The organism is Geomicrobium sp. JCM 19039 (assembly GCF_000698145.1).
GTDB lineage: Bacteria > Bacillota > Bacilli > Bacillales > Marinococcaceae > Geomicrobium_A.
In genome coordinates this window covers 67,931-85,491 of sequence record NZ_BAXB01000007.1, presented here as the reverse complement: position 1 = coordinate 85,491, position 17,561 = coordinate 67,931, and the positions used below count along the sequence as shown (strand labels likewise).

Genomic DNA, 17,561 nt, shown 5'->3' with positions numbered 1-17,561 from the left:
AAAATCCGTTAGCTAAAATACTTGATAATACTGTTACATCCATTGATAACAAAGGAATTATATAAGTTACAATATAACTTAGAATTTCCTCATTTCTTTCTTTCACTATACCAAACTTGCGATGTCTGTTGTGTTTTCTTGTAACAATATATATGAGGAATAAAGGAGATAAAACTAACAAAAACAAAAGAGTGTAAAATGTGATATCAGCTGTTAGTGTTTGCCCTAGCTCTAAAAAATCTTCGTAATTAATAATGAACAGTATTATATACAGTGGTAAAAAAGATGATATAAACATTCCAATTCTATATAAAACACCTATTTTTACCACCTCTTCCTAGTGGGTTGCGTCTACTCTGTCTTCCTCGCCTATATAGCTTTGGTAATATGAGTCTCTTATCAGCCTGGCTATTTCCATCAATTGATCTTTATTTTCATAGACAATCTTATCACCGTTTAAATTAATTGGCAGTTCAAAAATCTTGATTACTTTTCTTACATTATCGAAGTTCTGAAAGCACCTTTCAACTTTTTCTTCTTCATTCATTAGTTTTGTAAATGCCCTAATAACTCGACCGTCAGACAAACAATCTTCATAGAACTGGTCAAAGTTTTCAATACCTTTGGTTTCTTTAACAATATTCAATGCTTTTTTTGCGGTATCTTTGAAATGATCTTTTAAATCAAAAATTCGTTCTAAAGAGATGTGACTAAGAACCAAAGCCTCTCCGTTATATATTACTACGTCCACATTGCTATCAATACCAATAAGATGGTGCGGTTCTAACTTAATGAAATCTTGACCTCTAAACTCACCTAATAACCCTTTTCTTAAATTACTCATTTTGTTAATTCTTCTTAGAATGTGAATTTCTTCATATCCGTCTTGTTTTGCTATTCTTATTCTCAGTAAATAAAAATCTAATCTTGCTATTTCATCAGTGCTAATTTTAGAGCTATCTCGAATTTCTTGATTAATACTATTAACAATTTCTGTGTAATTATTAATGTTGTTAGAATCAATTTTCTCTAATGTTTGATCAGCAACACCAACTGGATTATATTCCTCCTGAGGGTATTCTTTAACATGATCTAAAGAACTAATTACCAAATCAAGCAATTCCTCTTTTAAGCCAGGATCTACATCAGGGGAAAAAGAGTAGTATTTGTTATTCGTCCTTTTTCGTGAAAGGTAGAAAGTAAGATCTACATTTCCTTTTTGTTGTTCCAACCTCTGAATTAAATTATTTATATCCATAAAAACCCTCCTTCTATGTCTACTCGCCACACTTCGACAAGAAGGGTATATAGTCCTGCAAAATTCTCTAAAAAATTCCAAAAAGCCACAACGACCAACCTCGCTGTGGCTCAATAGAATGGCTCTCATATATAGGTGGCGGGCGTAAGACAAAATAAGCGAATTATAGTGACAGCTTGTTAATTGTAATGCTGGCGTTGAGTACATCCACCCCGTCTTCCTCGTCCGGCAGCGTGTCTGGAGTGGTGCCGGCATTGTTTAGCGTAACGATTGCCCCTGCTGGCAAAGACAACAATCCTGAACCGACCAATTGTTGATCCAAGTTTTGAGCACCTGCAGCTATAGAGTCCCCATAGATCACCGTCGGCTGACTAACTCCATTGACCTGGATCGTGTACGCAGAAGCCAATGATTCGGACTCTGTAGTCGTTAATAAAATAAACTGTATTGTGTAATCCCCAGCATCATTAATAACGATCTCGCTGTGCCTGGCGCATGTGTGATGTTATTTAGAACTCCGCTATCACTGAAAATGACATTAGCGCCAACAGGAACTACCTGTGTGCCGTAATTACATACAAATCCATATGCAGGGGTTGACCCTCCTCCTGTAGCCCCAGTGGCTCCTGTTGGTCCAGTATCACCCGTAGGTCCTGTAATGCCCGTTGTCCCAGTTGGTCCTGTGATTGCCGTTATACCCGTAGGTAACGTCGGCTGTGTCGGAACTGTAGGAAAAGTGGGCAGAGTCGGGAGGTAGGTGAAGTCGGTATCCCTGGCCCATTAATTAAATTGTTGTTGATATGGATATTACACGAGCACCCTTTACGATTCGGGTTATACAAGTGTCTATTGCAGTCCATTCTAAAACCTCCAAAATAGTCAGTTATGTATTTAGCTTATTAAAGAGGTGGATGTTTTGACTTTGTGTTTACCTATTCACTACACACTATTTTATTTATTACATACAATGTATTGTTCACCTTTTTACAACCCCATTTCTTTCACCTTATTTTAGCGCCTTTTTGGCGCTTTACATAAAAAACCTCATCCCACAAAGGAGAAGAGGCTTGTAGCGATTTGACTATTCACTTTCAACTCCGCCCGTTCTAACTGCCTTTGAACGGTGCCTTTCTTAACCCCTAGATAACTTGCCGCTTTTTCCATTGAGAGCAACTCTGCCTTGACCATTATATAAACCTCACGCTCTCTAGCCGTAAGCATAGATAAAGCGTCGTCGATGCGAAAATGGTCAGCCTGGCTAATTTGTTTGTCCTCTGACATATTATGCTGTAATCGCTCTAATGCGCTAGGTCCATATAAATTGTGCGCTGGTGAACAGACCGCCGATCAATATCCCGCTTCGCCCCCGGCCGCCTGCTCGTCTCCATCCATTCAATTGCGTACTCCAAGTCTCGGATCATCGCACCCACGATCTCATGCTCATTCTTCTCGGCTTTAAGCTCTGTCCACTCCGCCACGGTCTCCATAGGTTTGCGTTGCAATGTCTCCCGATACTTGACCAACTCTTTACGCTTTTGCTTGTACTCGATCAATAAGTCCAACATCCAACCCGCCCTTTGCTCTATTTGCTCCGTAATGCCCCGCCCTTGCCTCTTTTCAATGTCTGCATATCTGAGTTCATGAGCCACCGTAAATCCTTGTCAGTGAGCTTCTCTTTCGCCTTCTCGCTTTTCTTCTCCGCCATCCAATCCCTCCAATAAAAAAGAGCACCAACCAACACAGCTATTGCTGCATCAATCAGTGCCCGCGGTTTTTCCGTAAGGCTATATTTAAAAATCAATCTCTCTGCGCCGGGACACCTCAACAATCTCAAGAATGTCCCTGTATCTCTCTTTGTTTAGCTTTTGATAAAATAAGTGCTCTACATCCCTCACGTCTGTTGCCGTCGTCACGATGTGTATCTGCCTGAATACTTGGTCCCTGCCCACCCATAAAACTACCCAAAACTGATATGTGGCAGCTAAGACTATCACCTCCAGTTAATACCTAATTACATAGGTATATTTGACTGGGGATATTCTGTATTAAAAAACTAACACCTTGTTACAAAAGTATTAAGCCTTATATCTCACTCTGCCCGTTGATCCTTACTCGCTCCTGCCGATTTACATCAAACACTGCTCCGTCTCTCCAAATAACCTCGTCCACCCCAAATGGCTTGGGCGTTACTGTCGTCATCTGCCCATCCTTTATAATCAACACCGCATCTCTGCTCAAATCAATCTCCGCCGTCTTAAACAATGCGACCCCTCCCGATGTGATATACTTTACCTAGCGACAGGCTCCGAGAGGGGCCTTTGTTTATTTCTTTTTCTTCTCTGCATATATTATGAATGCAACAATAAATGGTAGCAGGATTGCTATCAGTATAGGTAGCCATATAATATCCATTTTGGTCACCTCCTATGATAACCTTTACCCTAAAACCCTCCGCGCAATCTCTTTGGCACGCTGTTCCGCCTTGTCCGCCTCGATTTCAGCTTTTATCACTTCACGTTGCCACTTGATCTGCTCACTGTTTTTCTGTTTCATGTCGTTTCCTCCTTAAATGTCCGTAAAATTTCGATGACTTGTTGTTTTGTCTGGTCATCTAAGAAGCTCGACATCACACAAGTCACTGCGATATTGATTGCTGTTTCTTCACTCATTGCGATTCCTCCTCGAATTTGACATCCCCTATCAAAAATTCCCGAAACTCTCCATCCAATTTTGCGACTACAATGGGGTATACAAGAACCCCTCCAGGGTAGCCTCCAACCATCGGTGATCTATCCACCGGCTTAGAATACTGATAGATTCCTATATATTCGGCTTTGACCCATTCCTTTTTAATTCGCACATAGCAGGAATCACTCACCGCTCTCATCTCCCATCTCAGCAAGCGCAAAATACGTATCTTGCTTTATATCCTCCAGCACCTTAAACGCTTCCCTCGGTGTCTTTCCTTCGTCCTGGACCATGCTCGCCAATGCCGCTATAATCAACTGCACGTTTTTGTTGTTTTGGTCAATTCTCACTCCAACCCCTCCAATGCGCCACGCGCTGAATCCTCTGCATCTTCGAGCGTGTCTGCTTTTAAAAACCTTTCCCATTCGCCGGATATATAGCGCAGAGATTCCTCATATCGTTCGACTTTCTCCGCTTGTTCAATAAGGAATTCCAAATCTCTTTCAAACTTGTCTGTATACGTTAAGAGAGTGGTTGATCTGCACTTCATAACTTCAAATTCTTTTTTGATATCTTCCAACCGATCACTCATTCCGCTCCCTCCTCATCAGATTTCCTTATCACCGTAAACTTACCTTCTGGGATAGTTAATGGTTTACCATCAGCTGTTAAATGATGGACATTGCTTAATGCGTTATCAAATAGATAGGTCTTGTACATTAAAGACTGGAAGTATCCGCTATCAATGTTGAAATTTATAAGAACTGAGCATTTTCTTTTTCTCAGGTACCAAATTGCCAATTTTTCAATCATGTGATCACCTCACGATTTTTAGCGTTAGATCCGGATACTGCTTCTCAAACATTTTTCGTTTCAGCTTAAACACCTCGGTTTCCATGCCCTTCACATCAACAATTTCTACCGACCGTCGATGTGATACACCTTAAAATCCGCTTTATACTTAATCGCCCGGTGCGTCACTCCGTTTTTGCTAAATCCATCTTGAAGCAGGTACTCCGGCTGTAAAACAAAATCTTGTATATCACCGGCTCGCTTCCGTAACATCAGATCTTGGTAGTATCTTGCCTCTCGCTTGCTGTCAAACGTAATGCCGTCCACCTCAACGCGTTTGTTGTGGTATTTACTACGCCTCTTACGCTGACGCTTGTTATACTCCTCAGCTGCCATCCTAAGCTGTGCCATGATTATCCTCCAATAAGTGCGGGTGAGTGTGGATGTTGCCGATTACTTGGACGTAACTCCAACTCAACTTTTCTAACTCGCTCAGAAATTTGAAATCATACTCAACCACAGCTTTTTTACCTATCGTTTCATGAAATAATACATCCCCCTCATAGACCTCAACGCCATGCTTATCCTTGATTCCGGTGTATTGCCCGACCGTCTCAGGATCAATACCCATCCACCAGGCATGAGCGATATACTCTGAATCAACGTCAACAATATCGCCAACGATAAAAGGATGATCTCCATTTTCAATAAGATTGCCGTATACCCATCCATTTTGATGCTCAACACCACGCTCATCCATTTCATCATTGCTCAAAGTTGATTTTCCGCGAAACTTAATCTCTCCACTCATCGCCCGCCGCCTCCTCGCTCAACTCTTTTCGCAATAATGCGTATAGTTGCTTACTTATAGGAAAATGAATTACGCCTTCTCTGGTGTAAACTGATAAAGAATAATCTTTACCGTCACTGTCAATGTCCATTGACATCCATAACTCATCGCATAGATTGACCTCCATATCTTCCACTCACTCCGCCTCCTTTGCTCGCTTCTCTGGTAACTCTGGTGTACTCGGTAAAGATCTGACAGCATCTATAACCTCGTTTTTCTTGGTATCAAATGCCTGTAAAAGTTCTTCAAGGTTACTCACATCCATACGGTGCTGTTCCTTCTCGATAATTTTCTTAACGGCTTTTTCGAACGAACCGCAATAGGATATATTCGTCCACGCAAAATCACCTGTAGGTTTACCATCCTTTCGCTTTTCGCGGCGCTCATAAACTACATAATTCAACGGCACGGTTGTGATCTTGTAGTAATCAGTAATGTGTATATCCACTCACTCCACACCCTCTCTCCGTAATTTCCTCTTTTGCGCTGTAACCCACGTCGCCGACCTCCCAAACATCTTGCCGATCTCCTCACGTTTGAGCCTTGCTCCGACCACTCTCGATATTGCTCTGCTGTAAACGCAGGCGGAACATAGTGCCCATGACGGTCACCTTGCATAGTGCCTGACTCTGCCACGCCCCATTTCCGCCGCATCGACCGTAGCTCGCCTGGCGTTATCTGATAGCGCTCAGTGATCTGGGCGTCGCTCATGTCGTTGATTACTGCATCTGCGTACTCAGTTAGTGTCATGCCCTTCTCCCTCTCTTACTGCGTCTTTAAAGCTCCTAGCTCTAAACTTGCTCATCTGCCATGGCCGTGTTGCCGCATCCTGCTGGCTCATGCCTTTAGCGCGTCTTTGACAATATGCCTCTAAGGTGACGCCATCCGGTAAATCCTCTTCCCGCACCTCATACTTGTAATTTTTATACCGCTTAGGCGGCTCTGTGGTCGCTCGCTCAACTGACCATCCAAGCGCCAGACGTGTGTGTACGTGGTCGGGGCTGATACCGATTTGACTGGCTTGGTCGTATTGTTCTGGGGTTACGTATTTGGTCATGAGATAGCCTCCTTTTTATACTCCGCAGAATCCTTCACACTCGTTGTTAAAGTAGTCGATGAGGTCCATCTGATCCTCTTGAAAGTAGATTTCATCCAACGGCAACGCCGATCGGTGGAGATAGATTTGATCCTTAAAATTGGCATGGTTGCGGATCGCCTTATCAACAGCAACCGCGTCTCCCATGATTTAGGATCGTTTAGCTTAATCTCCCGCCAAGTGTAATTATTGTGAAAGGGGCATCCGATGCAGCTGGATTTTGGAGGTACGCTGTAACCCGCGCGCTCGATGTAATTCATACAGTCGAGTCGATTCATGTTTTTATCAATCAACGGATGCTCGTAAGCGATCCACTTGTCCTCACTGCCCTTCACACGCTGGATCTCATCTGTGCTAATCCCCCGCCACATATGCACTGTCTCTTTAATCTTTTGTCTAGTCTCATACCCTAGCTCTCGGCGTACAAAGTCCTTAATCGGCTTAATTTTGTACTCGTGTGTGCACTGCCGCATAACCATCCCCCTCATGTTTGTCTGGGTTGTAGGTAAAGTACGGGAGTGACGCCATGCGTTTGCCTGTGCGTGCGCTCTCAAGCATGTCGTCTTTGATATTGCCGTTATTAACGATGACTAACTCTTGTCCGTATCGCTCACACTCTCGCTTTAAAAACTCCACGTGGTCATAAACGTCTTGCGGCTCCCAACCTGTATCCGCAAAGACGATGTAGTCTGGTTTAGGTAGGTCGCCTCTCAAACTCATGTAGAGCATCGCTGTTGACTGTACTCCTGCACCTAGCGATAAAACGTGTACATCTTTCACACCGCCCACCTCCTCATATCCGATTCCCACTTTGCGAGCAACCGCGCCCGCTCTTCTTGTCTGCGCCGCCGTTCATCGTCCGTGCAATCCGGGCATTGGCTGACCGTGCTACCGTAGCTGAGGTCTGTCCATGTTGCCCCGGTGTCGTCGCATGTTTTGCACATTACATAGCACCTGCCAATCTGTGATTAAGCTCAAATCGATCACCTTGTATCGTCACGATATAGTCCTTGCACATCTCAAAAATCCGAGTACCTAGTGCCTCATCGACGTTACACAGGGCGTTTATATCAAGCTCAGACGATACCATGACCGGCTTGTGATTGAGATACCGGTGATTGATTACTGCGTACATTTGGTCTACTTGCCAAGGCGTTGCCCGAGGATCTCCTTTTGCAGGTTTGAATAAGTCATCAATTAACAACACATCTACACGTTGCATCCGGTCAATCTTTCCGTCCAATGCACTCAGATCATCTCTCAAGTTATTAAACCCTTCGACAAACGGGAAGTACTGCACCGCCACGCCTTTTTTGCGTATGAGGTTATTTGCTAGAGCTGATAATAGATGCGTTTTGCCGCTACCCGGTTGACCGAGCAAGGCAATGCTGTTTTGTCGATCCTCGCGCACCTCATCAAATGCCGTGTAGTAATCGTGCGCCGTTTGGTAGGCGTCCTTGATGGCTTGTGGCTTGCCCTCAATCTCAAATTGTGAGAATCCTAGCTTTTTGAACTCCTCAGTCATCTGACTGCCTGCGAGTAACTCCTCGGCTTTGCGCTGTTTAAGGCACGGGCATTTAACATAAAACTCGCGCTTATCGTCCGTAGACTCGACCACCCGCCAATATCACGGCAACGGGGGCATTTATGCACGCTTGTATCGTCCGACGAACTCCGGGACGAATTGCTCTTGGCCTGTTCTGCCTTTGCCCATATCTCGCTGAGGATTGTTCCCATGTCTCGCATTTGGTTTCACCTCTTTCGCTTGATCTTTAGCTAAATGCTGTTCATGCCTGCTCTCGATATACTTCATGCAGTATTTAAAACTCTTAATCGCTCCATTAGGATCACGCTCTTGATACTCTTCAAAGCATTGGTCCAGCCATTTGATTGTTTGTGGCAACGGTATACCACGGGCGACAACCTGGGCGATGGCATAATAATCGCTAATGCTCGGATAAATCTCTTTGCCTTCCTGCATCGTTCTCAAATCTGCATATCGTTCTGCTATGGCATCCACAGCATGATTTGATTTTTGTTCACGCGTATCATCAACAACAACATAATCATTCTTGTCATTCTTTACATTCTTGTTTGTATCCACGGACTGTTCCCTTGCTGTTCCCTCGCTGTTACTTTCGTTGTCTTTTGTTTGATAAGATTCCCAGTTTATAAGGGTTACAAGTGTATACTTGGTGTTACCTTGACCGTTACTCACTTTGATCATGCCCTGATCCACTAACCACTCCAAAACCTTTGAAACTGTCTTGGGATTGAGCTCTTTAAACTGACCGCGCTCGTACCATCCGACCCCTCTTGCAATCTTTCTTATCGATGTGAGATGTTGTCCGGCTTTAATGGTCATGAAGCTCTCATCCATCGGTATCCGCTTATCTTGATGATTGACCATATACTTTAGGTACTGCCATATACGATGGTAGTGAGGGGGCATCATCCATATATCGCTATCGAGCTCTTTGCGGTGGTCTTTGATGTATCCCTGCACGATCCCCCTCCTCCCTATCGATTACGCCTACATATCGCATAACTGCCTTTAACACTCGTCACCTTGTACTCCGGTCGCCCTTTGGCGACATAACTAATGACCGACTGCTTAAACTGGGATTCTTCCTCCCGCCTAATAGCTACTAGCCAAGGAGGGAGGAGGACCCGGTATTCGTCATTCATTACTCAAATTCCAGCGCGATGTCTTCTGCGCTCTCTTCTTTTGTTGGTTTCTTTTTATCTTTTGGTTTCTCTTCTTCAGGCTCGTCGTCCGGTACATCAATGGTGTTCGGTGTTTCATAGTTCGGGAGATCGATGATGTTGTCTACCTTTTCAGCTTCTTCTGTAATGTCTCGGCGAACTGTTTCATCTTGTGCAGCATGTTGTTGGATCTCGATACTGATCGGCAAGTATTTAAACATCCGACGGACAACCGTCTTTTTTGCCATTTCCTCGTAGTCTGTTTTCCACGGACCGAAGTTCCCTGCCTTGCTACGCTTTTTCACTTGGTCAATATCATGCTTGCTAAACACCTCAAACTGGTATCCGCCATCCGTAAAGTGAGCGACTGCATAGGCGTATTCCATGGCTCCTCTATCACCTGTGGCGGGCTTGTGAACGAGTTTAGGCTCTAGCCCTAGCTCATATTCAAACTCATCATTCTCGTGCACAGTGTGAGCGTATATGCTCTTGATATGACCGGACCGGCGAGCGAGGTCAATCATGCCTTTGTAGCCCATGATGAATTGCACATCTTTTTCCCAATAATCTTTGCCATCTGCGCCTTTCTTCTTGTTGTTGAACGGAACAAGATAGCAATGACCAATTAATCCGGGTTCCAGTCCAAGTTGCGCCGCTTGCATAACGGCACCCATTAAAGATGGTATCGTCGCATCAAGTAATGCCGGATTTTGCCGTATGGTAGTCAATGCGATTCTGCTAAGCCGATCTGCGTCCATGTGCTTCGGCATCGCACGCTCAAACTCCGGTCCCATCTTTTTGAGATACGCCGCTATCGTGTTTGCTGGGGTGTTATCTTGTTTAGCTGCATCATTATTTTTTTTGTTTGCCAATTCACCTTTTACTGAGTTGTTCGTAGCCATTATTTAGCCTCCTTAATGGTCATGCGTCGATAAGATGATGCTTTGCTATACTCTTGATACAAATCCGGTTTTTCAAGCTTCAAACGCTTGCTATCGATACGCTCTGAAGTCACTGGTTTCCAATTGACAATGTGATCTTTGACATAGCCACGTTCATGCTCGCCAAGATGCGTTTTTAACCTGTTCTTCGCTTCATCCTTGCGCTTCTTTGCGTCCTTCTCGTCTTCCTCAGCCTGTTTCCAATCGTTAACGAGTGTTTCTGCGTCCACTGGCAACTCTGTCTCAGAATCGGGCTCTGAGTCCTTATACAACGCATCCATAAATTCCGTTGATGCTTGTGATCCGTCCGGTAATGGGGGATTGTTAGCAAGCACATGATTTTCCCAAAAGTCTTTTTCAATGGCGATAAGATGGTCAATTAGTTCCTCATCGCGCTCGATTTTCTTATAGATAAACTTATTTCCACCGACGAGAACAGCGATCCACCAAGCATCTGCATCTGTCACTGCCATGTAGTGCTGACATTGGAGTAAATACGAGGCTGGAATCTCCTCGGCTTCCCAGTCGCCTTTGAGGTACTCGGATGCAGTTTTGCACTCAAGACCCTCATTGCGACCGACTACCATACGGTCAACGTTAGCAAGCATCCAATCATGGTCCTTGTGTTGCAGTAGAGCATTGCGCCTACGGACTTTTAGTCCTGTGCGACGAGTAAACTCTTTAGCAACGGTGTCCTCCATCACATTGCCCCAATAGGCCGCTTCACTGTTTGATGACTCAGATTTGATTTCTCCGGTCTTTTCCATATACACGACGATTGGCGATTTCCAACGGTTAAGTCCAGCAACGGCAGATGCGTCCGATCCACCTATACCACGCTTACGTTGTTCGAGCCATTCTGATTGACTTAATTCCGCTGTGTTTAAAATGGCTTGTGTCATGCCGTCGGGTCCTCCTTTATTTGCAGTAGTTCTTCGTAATCGTCTTTTTTAATAAGCAAATGGTCTTCGAGGTTGACCTCTAAACTTAATTCATTGCCATACCAATACTTTTTATAAAAAGCAATTTCGCTCGTAATTTCATAAACCTGTTCTTTATTAACGCAAACACGCACTTCCGCATCCATATCATGTTTGATAAGCTCTTCTATTAACTCTCTTACTGTCATTCTGAATCACCTACCACCCTTGCGGTATAATGAGTCTCTTCTGAAAAGCGCTTCGTAACGGCATCACCTTGTGCGTTTTTATGCTTCGCTCTGTTAATTGCAGCATCTGCGCTTTTTGCTTCCACTTCGATATCTTTTCTAACATCAATTACTACGGTAACGTTATATTTGGTCATTCTGCCGCCTCCTGTGCCCAGTTGATAACCGCGGGGTCATACGGTATACTGGGGATATAATTTATTGTGTTTAACCCCCGAGTCGTTTTGAGTGCCCGCTCAAACGGCTCTTTTTTTGTCCAAATAAATGTCCACGATCACTTGCTCGTCAAAGCCTAACCTCATTGCCACCTGCCTAATGCCTCGTTTTAAGCCGAGCACCTTAATGTGATTGACGATGTAGTATCTAACGTCCCTATCCGTTATCATCTGCGCACTGCCACCTCTCTAATATGATTTGCGATGCAAGTTGTGTCATCGTGAAGGAGCACGTCGTCGATTTCCAAATGTTCATCGTTTTCATGTACATTGTCGCTACAGCCTTCGCATTTGCCGACTACTATTGGCTCGACCGGGTCCAAGTACTTGTGCGGGAGTAGCATTGTGTTTTCGATCATCAGTCTCGCTCCTTTAGTAATTTGTCGATGTACCATAGCGCCGCGATAAGATCCCTGTTTTTCACTGACACCATCGCATCTGGCGACATTTCCTTTGATGCTTCTTGCAAATTCCCTAAAGAGTTAACCAATTGATTTACATACATGTCATCCCTCCTAAAATACGTAATCAGCTACAACAACTGCGGTTATTAATGCTGCGGTAAACAGCCCGACGACCAAACGGCCTTGTACTTTTTCGCTCATATGATCACTCCTAACATCGTGATAAATCCCGCTACGCCTGACAGCGTCTCCACCATCTGTTGGATGACCACCGGGGCATCAGTGCCTAAAAAGTTGATCATCACTGCATCTTGGCAATTGAGTTGCCTCGCCCACTCACGTGTAGTGTAAAAATCCGGGATCATCTTACTGCTCTCGACACGAGATACTATAGCCTGGTCTATGTTGAGCATTGCCGCTAGTGCTAGTTGTGTTAAGCCTTGTTTTTTGCGAGCCTTTCTAAATATTTTGCCTAGTGCTTGCGTGCCGTCCACATCTTCTCACCTCCCAAATATGATGGATTGTCATAAATGACTGTTTGTCATAGATTGCAGGCTGTTGCTCACGGTATGCTGAATTATGAGATGAGGTCAGCGTTGTTCTCCATCCATTGATATAACTTATCTCTTGATATGAAAATCCTCGTCTTCCTGCCTTCCTCTCTCGTATGCGGAAACCCCTCAGCGTGATTCGCCATCTCTCTCACTCGTGTCTCTGACACCCTCAGTATCTCCGCCGCCTCTTTGACCGTCAGCCGTCGAGGGTAGGGATCGTTATGCACTTGTAACTCATCAAACCGCCTTTCAAGTGGCTCGATTGCTTCCTTCACGGCTTGTCGGATCGTATCCTCAATGCTCATCCTTTTCTCCTCCTTTAAGTTGGTCAAGACTTGCGCATATCTCATGTTGCCAGTCGTCATCTCCTGTGGCGTAGGCAACAAACGACATTGCGTTTAACTTGCTATACTCCCAAGCGTAGTTTTCGAGGTACGTTGCACTTTCGTGTAATTCAGTAAGTTCCATATCACTGAGTACTCGCCTTTCACTATCAAGCATCAGCTCTTCAAATCGATCTTTGACAACTTCATAGCTCACGGGGATCACGCTCCTAACTGACTTGTTTTTCTTGCAGTAGTAGCTCGATAATCTTCAATTGCCCTTTGCCTGTGATTAATGTCGTGCTTGTGTGAATATCTTTTTCAACCCGGCTGATGACCTTTGGGACTGACTCAAAGAGACCTTGCTCGATGTACTTTTGCTTGGGGTTGTTGCGCTCACGACCTTGTGCAATGAGATAGCCTTTCTCTCTCAACCAATAGAACATCTTGTTTCGGCCCATCTTAATCCCGTGTTTTTCATAGATGATTTTTGCAAATTCTCCAATGTTGATTGCCCCATCACTACTGGAGACTGCCCTACCGTATTGCGTATACGGTTGATCCAATTGAATCCGATGTTCCAATGTCTCAATTTTTTGTTGCTGAAAGTCCATCGCCCGTTTGATCACCATATCTGGACTATTCCAGAGCTTTTCGAGATTGATGAAATACTGCCTAGCTTCCTTGCCCCGGTCGCTACGTTGCAGCATTGCAATCTCTTTGGCCGCGTCTAGCTTGATGTGGTGGTCCATTAAATTCCTTGACGCTCCGTTATTTACAACCGTACTTTTTTGTACACTTGTGAAATCTACATCTTCGGTAAAGCCGTATCCAAGCATCCTGCTAAACCATTTTGAATACCGCTCGTTGCTTTCGAAGTAATCATGTAGATCTCTGCCCGAAACGAGAATCTCGCCGTTATCGTTTGTTTGGGTTTTGATGAGTTCGTTCATTTGAATTCCTCCTAAGCTGTGGTTTTATTGCGCGAATCGCGAACATTTTCATTAAAAAAAAGCTCGTATTCGGAAACACCAAGTATTTCAGCTAACAAAGGTATTTGATCTGCTTTTAATTGCCTTCTGCCCATTTCAATATCATTGAGACTAGACGGTGACTTGTATCCTAGTTTCCTAGAGACAAAAGATTGTTGGATACCTTTGCTAATTCTTATCTCTCTAGCCTTTTTTCCAACCATTCATGAGCACCTCCTTCATCGCGTATCGCGAACTTCTTAATACTTATAATAAATGCTCGTTACGCGAATGTCAACATTCAATTGCTCAATTTGCGAATTTAATTTCTCTTTACGTGAATTTATATTAAAATAAGGGGTGAGAACAATGAACGGAGTGGTCGTAGTGATAGAAATCACAGCAAAACGTCTACGGCATTTACGCGAAACGCGAGGTTTATCGCAAACTTTCGTTGCTGAAAAGATCGGCGTTAAAAACAATACGTTATCAGGATACGAATCAGGACGCAGAGAGCCGGATTCTACCACTCTTAATAAGCTTGCTGACTTTTATGAAGTAACATCTGATTACTTACTAGGTCGTTCTGACGTCAAAAACTTCGATGAAACAGATGTGAGCATATTTGCTTCCGGTGGATTTATGGATGTGGGATCAGAGGAAAAAAAGCGTAAAGTAGAGGCTTTTCTAAGGATTCTTGAAGAAGAGGAAGAAAAGGAAGAGAAAAAGAAGAAGTGATTTGACTCTTCCTGTAATCAATATTCTTATATTTTAAATCATAGGAACATCTTTTGTAACGTGACTTTTGGTTGTTTTAAAGGCAACTTCTACCATTGAAGTTATTAATGAAATCATTAATATAAATAAAATGTACTATGGGGGGCTTTTTTTTGAAGAAGTACTTATTATCTATTGGATTAGGATCAATGTTAGTTTTAGCAGCTTGTGGAGATGACTCAAGTGAACCGTCTGACACTGACTTAATTGATGAGGCGGATGCATCTGAAGAAGATGACGATACAGTAGACGACGATGAAGTTGATGATGACGAAGATGATCTTGAGGACGATGAGCAAGTTAATAATGAAGAATCTGATGATGCCCCTGCGACTGAGGGCGGTCATGTTGTAGGAGAGACTGTTTCCGATGAAAACGGAGAGCAAACTTTAGTGAGCTTAAATGAAGATATTGATACCATCGAGTCCGGCCCTATTGTTTTGGAAATTGAAAAGGTAAACGGAGTTTCAGCAGTTTTTGAGGGCATGGCAGCAGACATGTTAGATGATCCTGAAGTAGAATATATCCAAGTTGATATGGTTGTGGAAAATACTAGTGATGATGATGTTACATTCTACGCATCTCAAGCTAAACTAATTACTGATACAGGCGAACAATTAGATCCAGATATGTGGTTTAGCGACCATTTAGATGGAGATTATTTCGGTAATGTGACAAAATCTGGATCATCAATTTATATTTTAGAGAATTCAATGGCAGAAGATGTGACTAGTGTTGAACTTCGATATAGCGCACCTTTTGATACGGATTCATGGGATGATCTTGGTGAAGACATAAAAATAGAAATCGATCTATAAACAAATTGCCCTGTTCAATCAGGCAATTACTTCACCTTAAATACGAACATACATTCCCAAAAAGAGGTGATTATCATGTTGCATGCTAATATGGAAGAATATGTTGATGCTCTTTTTAAAGAGAACCATATTCATTCTGTTTCATGTTTAACTTTGGATAACCTATCTGAAATATTTAACATTAAGCTACGTTATTCTGACTGGACTTCTGGTAGCATCAAACGTACTAACGGCTTATCGATCATTATCATTGATTCTACCAAAGCAAAATTATCCAACGCAAAGAGTACTTTCACGAGCTCGGCCATATTAAAACACAAGATGGCAGACAGGATAAATCTCTTCCAATCCAAGCTGACTATTTAGAGAATACAGCTGAACGATTTGCCTATAACGCTTCTATGCCCCGCCATTTGGTGGAAAAAGTCATTAAAAAATCTTCCGGAAGGAATGCTGTGTCAATGGTCACCAATAAGTTTATTGTGCCTTATGGAGATGCTGAAAAACGCGTGCAACAAATACGCAGGGACAAGCAGTATATGTGGGGGATGAGATAAATGAGAGGATACATACAAAAACGCGGCAGTAAATACTCTTTTCAAGTAACCGTAGGTTACGACAAACGTACAGGTAAACGAATCAGAAAGCGTGTATCGGGTTTTTTTAGAAAAGAAGATGCAGAAAAAGCAATGAACAAACTCATTGCTGAGATCGAGGCAGGAGAATATCAAGAGCCTGACCAAACTTCTTTTGAGGATTATCTGAAAGCGTGGTTATACACAAAGCGAAACACGCTAGAAACTGGCACAATTAAAAGTTATCAACATAGCATTGACCTACACATTAATGAATATTTAGGGCATGTCACGCTTGCTGATTTACGTGTCGATATGTTTGATACCTTTTATGACCATCTCTATAATGAGAAAAAACTATCCGCCGCCACGATCCGAAAGATGCACCACAGCATATGTAAAGCATCATTAAACTCAGCCGTTAAAAAAGGGAAGTTGAAAATGAACCCTGCTGCGTTGGCTGATCTACCCGCAAGCAAAACGCCTGCAATTAAGGTATGGGATCGTGATGAGGTGAAGCACTTTTTGAAAGTGGCCGAGGGTACACAATATTATATTGCTTTTCATCTAGCTTTAGCCACAGGGATGAGGCAGGGGGAAATCCTCGCTCTGACTTGGGATAAGGTTGATGTTACGAGGAAAACGCTATCTATTGAGGGGTCACTTAAACGTGACGGTACTGTAGGTGCTACGAAAACAGCGACAGGTAAGCGACTTGTATCGATTCCACAAGAAACAATTGATGCTTTAAAGAAGCACGATAAAATGCAAAAAGAGGAGAAAATGAGGATAGGATCAGCATATGATGATCAAAACATCGTGGTTGCAACATCTCTAGGTACTTACGTGTCCTCGCGAAACCTTGTAAGGACATGGTTCCGCTTACTCGACGAATCCAAAAATAAGAAAATACGTTTTCATGATTTACGCCATACTCATGCTACTCAATTACTACGCCTCAACTTCCACCCGAAAGTGGTGCAAGAACGACTCGGTCATTCATCTGTCCAAGTAACCATCGACACATACTCTCACCTTTTACCCGGCTTACAAGAAGCTGCAGCTAAGGAAATCGGTACAGAGTTATTCGGCGAAGATTACACTAAGAGGGTGACTGGTTTGGTGACTTGATAAAAGAATATAGACTGAGATTACATTACAAATCATTGATTTAATAGTATTTCAGGGGTGGTGACTGGAAAATGAGATGTTACGACAAAAAAAGGTTTTTTATCCTTGCACGGAGATGGTAAGGATGAGGTCACCGGTTCAAGCCCGGTAGGAAGCTCCATCTAAACACTAATAACGACGCGGGTTTCAGCATTTGCTGGAACCGCTTTTGTTTTGATATGAGGTCGTTTGGTCACAAATTGGTAACCTTTCGTGAAGTGCAGTAGTAAAACACTGCTATTTTTTAACATTTGA

Annotated in this window: 32 protein-coding genes and 2 pseudogenes; 4 read left to right on the top strand and 30 right to left on the bottom strand. The window is 43.2% G+C overall.

The window, feature by feature from the left end; genetic code table 11:
• Window positions 1-337 precede the first annotated feature (337 nt).
• From JCM19039_RS08995 to JCM19039_RS08860, 30 genes and pseudogenes are all read right to left on the bottom strand, one after another.
• A complete protein-coding gene (locus tag JCM19039_RS08995) occupies window positions 338-1,258 on the bottom strand; it encodes a Kiwa anti-phage protein KwaB-like domain-containing protein (RefSeq protein ID WP_042426180.1) in 921 nt (306 codons plus the stop codon).
• A gap of 163 nt (window positions 1,259-1,421) precedes the next feature.
• Window positions 1,422-1,667, bottom strand: a complete 246-nt coding sequence (locus JCM19039_RS23725) for a hypothetical protein (RefSeq protein ID WP_042426178.1) — start codon at window positions 1,665-1,667, stop codon at window positions 1,422-1,424.
• Between the two features lie 635 nt (window positions 1,668-2,302).
• A complete protein-coding gene (locus JCM19039_RS21920; protein ID WP_052398655.1) occupies window positions 2,303-2,539 on the bottom strand; it encodes a sigma factor-like helix-turn-helix DNA-binding protein in 237 nt (78 codons plus the stop codon).
• A 17-nt stretch (window positions 2,540-2,556) separates the two neighbouring features.
• Entirely contained in the window at window positions 2,557-2,907 is a 351-nt protein-coding gene (locus JCM19039_RS21915; protein ID WP_193744188.1) for a hypothetical protein, read from the bottom strand.
• A gap of 433 nt (window positions 2,908-3,340) precedes the next feature.
• Complete coding sequence (locus JCM19039_RS08970; protein ID WP_042426170.1) at window positions 3,341-3,520, bottom strand: hypothetical protein; 180 nt, start codon at window positions 3,518-3,520, stop codon at window positions 3,341-3,343.
• A gap of 608 nt (window positions 3,521-4,128) precedes the next feature.
• Complete coding sequence (locus JCM19039_RS24340; RefSeq protein WP_193744187.1) at window positions 4,129-4,296, bottom strand: hypothetical protein; 168 nt, start codon at window positions 4,294-4,296, stop codon at window positions 4,129-4,131.
• Complete coding sequence (locus tag JCM19039_RS08960) at window positions 4,293-4,538, bottom strand: hypothetical protein (RefSeq protein WP_042426164.1); 246 nt, start codon at window positions 4,536-4,538, stop codon at window positions 4,293-4,295. The genes JCM19039_RS24340 and JCM19039_RS08960 overlap by 4 nt, the downstream gene beginning before the upstream one ends.
• Window positions 4,535-4,759: a hypothetical protein gene (locus JCM19039_RS08955; RefSeq protein ID WP_042426161.1), complete on the bottom strand. Its 225-nt coding sequence runs from the start codon at window positions 4,757-4,759 to the stop codon at window positions 4,535-4,537. Before JCM19039_RS08955 ends, JCM19039_RS08960 begins: the two co-directional genes overlap by 4 nt.
• A 4-nt stretch (window positions 4,760-4,763) precedes the next feature.
• Window positions 4,764-5,134 (bottom strand): annotated as a pseudogene (locus JCM19039_RS08950) (DUF1064 domain-containing protein).
• A gap of 1 nt (window position 5,135) precedes the next feature.
• Window positions 5,136-5,549 (bottom strand): YopX family protein, encoded by a 414-nt coding sequence (locus JCM19039_RS08945; protein WP_042426159.1) that lies wholly within the window; start codon window positions 5,547-5,549, stop codon window positions 5,136-5,138.
• Window positions 5,533-5,724: a hypothetical protein gene (locus tag JCM19039_RS08940; RefSeq protein ID WP_042426157.1), complete on the bottom strand. Its 192-nt coding sequence runs from the start codon at window positions 5,722-5,724 to the stop codon at window positions 5,533-5,535. Before JCM19039_RS08940 ends, JCM19039_RS08945 begins: the two co-directional genes overlap by 17 nt.
• Window positions 5,725-6,036 (bottom strand): hypothetical protein, encoded by a 312-nt coding sequence (locus tag JCM19039_RS08935; protein ID WP_042426155.1) that lies wholly within the window; start codon window positions 6,034-6,036, stop codon window positions 5,725-5,727. It lies immediately after the preceding gene.
• Between the two features lie 288 nt (window positions 6,037-6,324).
• Window positions 6,325-6,645 (bottom strand): hypothetical protein, encoded by a 321-nt coding sequence (locus tag JCM19039_RS08930; RefSeq protein ID WP_042426152.1) that lies wholly within the window; start codon window positions 6,643-6,645, stop codon window positions 6,325-6,327.
• Between the two features lie 15 nt (window positions 6,646-6,660).
• Complete coding sequence (locus tag JCM19039_RS25370) at window positions 6,661-6,831, bottom strand: hypothetical protein (RefSeq protein WP_238544981.1); 171 nt, start codon at window positions 6,829-6,831, stop codon at window positions 6,661-6,663.
• A gap of 294 nt (window positions 6,832-7,125) precedes the next feature.
• Window positions 7,126-7,464: a hypothetical protein gene (locus JCM19039_RS25365; protein WP_238544980.1), complete on the bottom strand. Its 339-nt coding sequence runs from the start codon at window positions 7,462-7,464 to the stop codon at window positions 7,126-7,128.
• Window positions 7,461-7,628 (bottom strand): hypothetical protein, encoded by a 168-nt coding sequence (locus tag JCM19039_RS24335; RefSeq protein WP_193744193.1) that lies wholly within the window; start codon window positions 7,626-7,628, stop codon window positions 7,461-7,463. The genes JCM19039_RS25365 and JCM19039_RS24335 overlap by 4 nt, the downstream gene beginning before the upstream one ends.
• Window positions 7,628-8,421: pseudogene (locus JCM19039_RS08920) on the bottom strand (ATP-binding protein). The gene JCM19039_RS24335 and the pseudogene JCM19039_RS08920 overlap by 1 nt, the downstream one beginning before the upstream one ends.
• Window positions 8,330-9,190 carry a hypothetical protein gene (locus JCM19039_RS21910; RefSeq protein WP_052398653.1) on the bottom strand — a complete coding sequence of 287 codons (861 nt, stop codon included), beginning with the start codon at window positions 9,188-9,190 and terminating at the stop codon, window positions 8,330-8,332. Before JCM19039_RS21910 ends, JCM19039_RS08920 begins: the two are co-directional and overlap by 92 nt.
• A gap of 181 nt (window positions 9,191-9,371) precedes the next feature.
• Window positions 9,372-10,292 (bottom strand): recombination protein RecT, encoded by a 921-nt coding sequence (gene recT, locus JCM19039_RS08905; RefSeq protein ID WP_042426149.1) that lies wholly within the window; start codon window positions 10,290-10,292, stop codon window positions 9,372-9,374.
• Window positions 10,292-11,233, bottom strand: coding sequence for a YqaJ viral recombinase family protein (locus JCM19039_RS08900; protein WP_042426147.1), 942 nt, complete (start codon window positions 11,231-11,233; stop codon window positions 10,292-10,294). The genes recT and JCM19039_RS08900 overlap by 1 nt, the downstream gene beginning before the upstream one ends.
• A complete protein-coding gene (locus JCM19039_RS08895; RefSeq protein ID WP_042426144.1) occupies window positions 11,230-11,460 on the bottom strand; it encodes a hypothetical protein in 231 nt (76 codons plus the stop codon). The genes JCM19039_RS08900 and JCM19039_RS08895 overlap by 4 nt, the downstream gene beginning before the upstream one ends.
• Window positions 11,457-11,636: a hypothetical protein gene (locus tag JCM19039_RS08890; RefSeq protein WP_042426141.1), complete on the bottom strand. Its 180-nt coding sequence runs from the start codon at window positions 11,634-11,636 to the stop codon at window positions 11,457-11,459. The genes JCM19039_RS08895 and JCM19039_RS08890 overlap by 4 nt, the downstream gene beginning before the upstream one ends.
• Window positions 11,637-11,735: 99 nt before the next feature.
• Window positions 11,736-11,885 (bottom strand): hypothetical protein, encoded by a 150-nt coding sequence (locus JCM19039_RS24330; RefSeq protein ID WP_193744186.1) that lies wholly within the window; start codon window positions 11,883-11,885, stop codon window positions 11,736-11,738.
• Window positions 11,882-12,073, bottom strand: a complete 192-nt coding sequence (locus JCM19039_RS08885) for a hypothetical protein (RefSeq protein ID WP_042426138.1) — start codon at window positions 12,071-12,073, stop codon at window positions 11,882-11,884. The genes JCM19039_RS24330 and JCM19039_RS08885 overlap by 4 nt, the downstream gene beginning before the upstream one ends.
• The gene (locus tag JCM19039_RS24325) at window positions 12,073-12,219 is read right to left on the bottom strand and encodes a hypothetical protein (RefSeq protein ID WP_193744185.1); all 147 of its coding nucleotides are present in this window, start codon (window positions 12,217-12,219) and stop codon (window positions 12,073-12,075) included. Before JCM19039_RS24325 ends, JCM19039_RS08885 begins: the two co-directional genes overlap by 1 nt.
• Before the next feature lie 96 nt (window positions 12,220-12,315).
• On the bottom strand, window positions 12,316-12,612 hold the full coding sequence (locus JCM19039_RS08880) for a helix-turn-helix domain-containing protein (protein WP_042426135.1): 297 nt from the start codon (window positions 12,610-12,612) through the stop codon (window positions 12,316-12,318).
• Between the two features lie 83 nt (window positions 12,613-12,695).
• Window positions 12,696-12,977 carry a helix-turn-helix domain-containing protein gene (locus JCM19039_RS08875; RefSeq protein ID WP_042426133.1) on the bottom strand — a complete coding sequence of 94 codons (282 nt, stop codon included), beginning with the start codon at window positions 12,975-12,977 and terminating at the stop codon, window positions 12,696-12,698.
• Window positions 12,967-13,212, bottom strand: a complete 246-nt coding sequence (locus JCM19039_RS23720; protein ID WP_052398652.1) for a hypothetical protein — start codon at window positions 13,210-13,212, stop codon at window positions 12,967-12,969. Before JCM19039_RS23720 ends, JCM19039_RS08875 begins: the two co-directional genes overlap by 11 nt.
• Before the next feature lie 13 nt (window positions 13,213-13,225).
• A complete protein-coding gene (locus JCM19039_RS08865) occupies window positions 13,226-13,948 on the bottom strand; it encodes a phage antirepressor KilAC domain-containing protein (protein WP_042426131.1) in 723 nt (240 codons plus the stop codon).
• Between the two features lie 11 nt (window positions 13,949-13,959).
• Entirely contained in the window at window positions 13,960-14,190 is a 231-nt protein-coding gene (locus JCM19039_RS08860) for a helix-turn-helix domain-containing protein (RefSeq protein WP_042426128.1), read from the bottom strand.
• A gap of 145 nt (window positions 14,191-14,335) precedes the next feature.
• On the opposite strand from JCM19039_RS08860, the gene JCM19039_RS08855 reads away from it, so the two are divergent.
• The 4 genes from JCM19039_RS08855 (at window position 14,336) to JCM19039_RS08840 (ending at window position 17,267) form a co-directional block, all read left to right on the top strand.
• Entirely contained in the window at window positions 14,336-14,704 is a 369-nt protein-coding gene (locus JCM19039_RS08855) for a helix-turn-helix domain-containing protein (RefSeq protein ID WP_042426125.1), read from the top strand.
• Between the two features lie 152 nt (window positions 14,705-14,856).
• Window positions 14,857-15,561: a DUF4352 domain-containing protein gene (locus tag JCM19039_RS21905; protein ID WP_052398651.1), complete on the top strand. Its 705-nt coding sequence runs from the start codon at window positions 14,857-14,859 to the stop codon at window positions 15,559-15,561.
• A 269-nt stretch (window positions 15,562-15,830) separates the two neighbouring features.
• Window positions 15,831-16,118: an ImmA/IrrE family metallo-endopeptidase gene (locus JCM19039_RS27895; RefSeq protein WP_152550156.1), complete on the top strand. Its 288-nt coding sequence runs from the start codon at window positions 15,831-15,833 to the stop codon at window positions 16,116-16,118.
• Complete coding sequence (locus tag JCM19039_RS08840; protein WP_042426118.1) at window positions 16,119-17,267, top strand: tyrosine-type recombinase/integrase; 1,149 nt, start codon at window positions 16,119-16,121, stop codon at window positions 17,265-17,267.
• Window positions 17,268-17,561 lie beyond the last annotated feature (294 nt).

Bases quoted from the DNA above. Each gene is read 5' to 3' on its own strand.
- JCM19039_RS08995 (WP_042426180.1), bottom strand. From the start codon at position 1,258: ATGGATATAAATAATTTAATTCAGAGGTTGGAACAACAAAAAGGAAAT.
- JCM19039_RS21920 (WP_052398655.1), bottom strand. From the start codon at position 2,539: ATGTCAGAGGACAAACAAATTAGCCAGGCTGACCATTTTCGCATCGAC.
- JCM19039_RS08960 (WP_042426164.1), bottom strand. From the start codon at position 4,538: ATGAGTGATCGGTTGGAAGATATCAAAAAAGAATTTGAAGTTATGAAG.
- JCM19039_RS08955 (WP_042426161.1), bottom strand. From the start codon at position 4,759: ATGATTGAAAAATTGGCAATTTGGTACCTGAGAAAAAGAAAATGCTCA.
- JCM19039_RS08945 (WP_042426159.1), bottom strand. From the start codon at position 5,549: ATGAGTGGAGAGATTAAGTTTCGCGGAAAATCAACTTTGAGCAATGAT.
- JCM19039_RS08930 (WP_042426152.1), bottom strand. From the start codon at position 6,645: ATGACCAAATACGTAACCCCAGAACAATACGACCAAGCCAGTCAAATC.
- JCM19039_RS25370 (WP_238544981.1), bottom strand. From the start codon at position 6,831: ATGGGAGACGCGGTTGCTGTTGATAAGGCGATCCGCAACCATGCCAAT.
- JCM19039_RS24335 (WP_193744193.1), bottom strand. From the start codon at position 7,628: ATGTGCAAAACATGCGACGACACCGGGGCAACATGGACAGACCTCAGC.
- recT (WP_042426149.1), bottom strand. From the start codon at position 10,292: ATGGCTACGAACAACTCAGTAAAAGGTGAATTGGCAAACAAAAAAAAT.
- JCM19039_RS08900 (WP_042426147.1), bottom strand. From the start codon at position 11,233: ATGACACAAGCCATTTTAAACACAGCGGAATTAAGTCAATCAGAATGG.
- JCM19039_RS08895 (WP_042426144.1), bottom strand. From the start codon at position 11,460: ATGACAGTAAGAGAGTTAATAGAAGAGCTTATCAAACATGATATGGAT.
- JCM19039_RS08890 (WP_042426141.1), bottom strand. From the start codon at position 11,636: ATGACCAAATATAACGTTACCGTAGTAATTGATGTTAGAAAAGATATC.
- JCM19039_RS24330 (WP_193744186.1), bottom strand. From the start codon at position 11,885: ATGATAACGGATAGGGACGTTAGATACTACATCGTCAATCACATTAAG.
- JCM19039_RS08885 (WP_042426138.1), bottom strand. From the start codon at position 12,073: ATGATCGAAAACACAATGCTACTCCCGCACAAGTACTTGGACCCGGTC.
- JCM19039_RS24325 (WP_193744185.1), bottom strand. From the start codon at position 12,219: ATGTATGTAAATCAATTGGTTAACTCTTTAGGGAATTTGCAAGAAGCA.
- JCM19039_RS08875 (WP_042426133.1), bottom strand. From the start codon at position 12,977: ATGAGCATTGAGGATACGATCCGACAAGCCGTGAAGGAAGCAATCGAG.
- JCM19039_RS08865 (WP_042426131.1), bottom strand. From the start codon at position 13,948: ATGAACGAACTCATCAAAACCCAAACAAACGATAACGGCGAGATTCTC.
- JCM19039_RS08860 (WP_042426128.1), bottom strand. From the start codon at position 14,190: ATGGTTGGAAAAAAGGCTAGAGAGATAAGAATTAGCAAAGGTATCCAA.
- JCM19039_RS08855 (WP_042426125.1), top strand. From the start codon at position 14,336: ATGAACGGAGTGGTCGTAGTGATAGAAATCACAGCAAAACGTCTACGG.
- JCM19039_RS08840 (WP_042426118.1), top strand. From the start codon at position 16,119: ATGAGAGGATACATACAAAAACGCGGCAGTAAATACTCTTTTCAAGTA.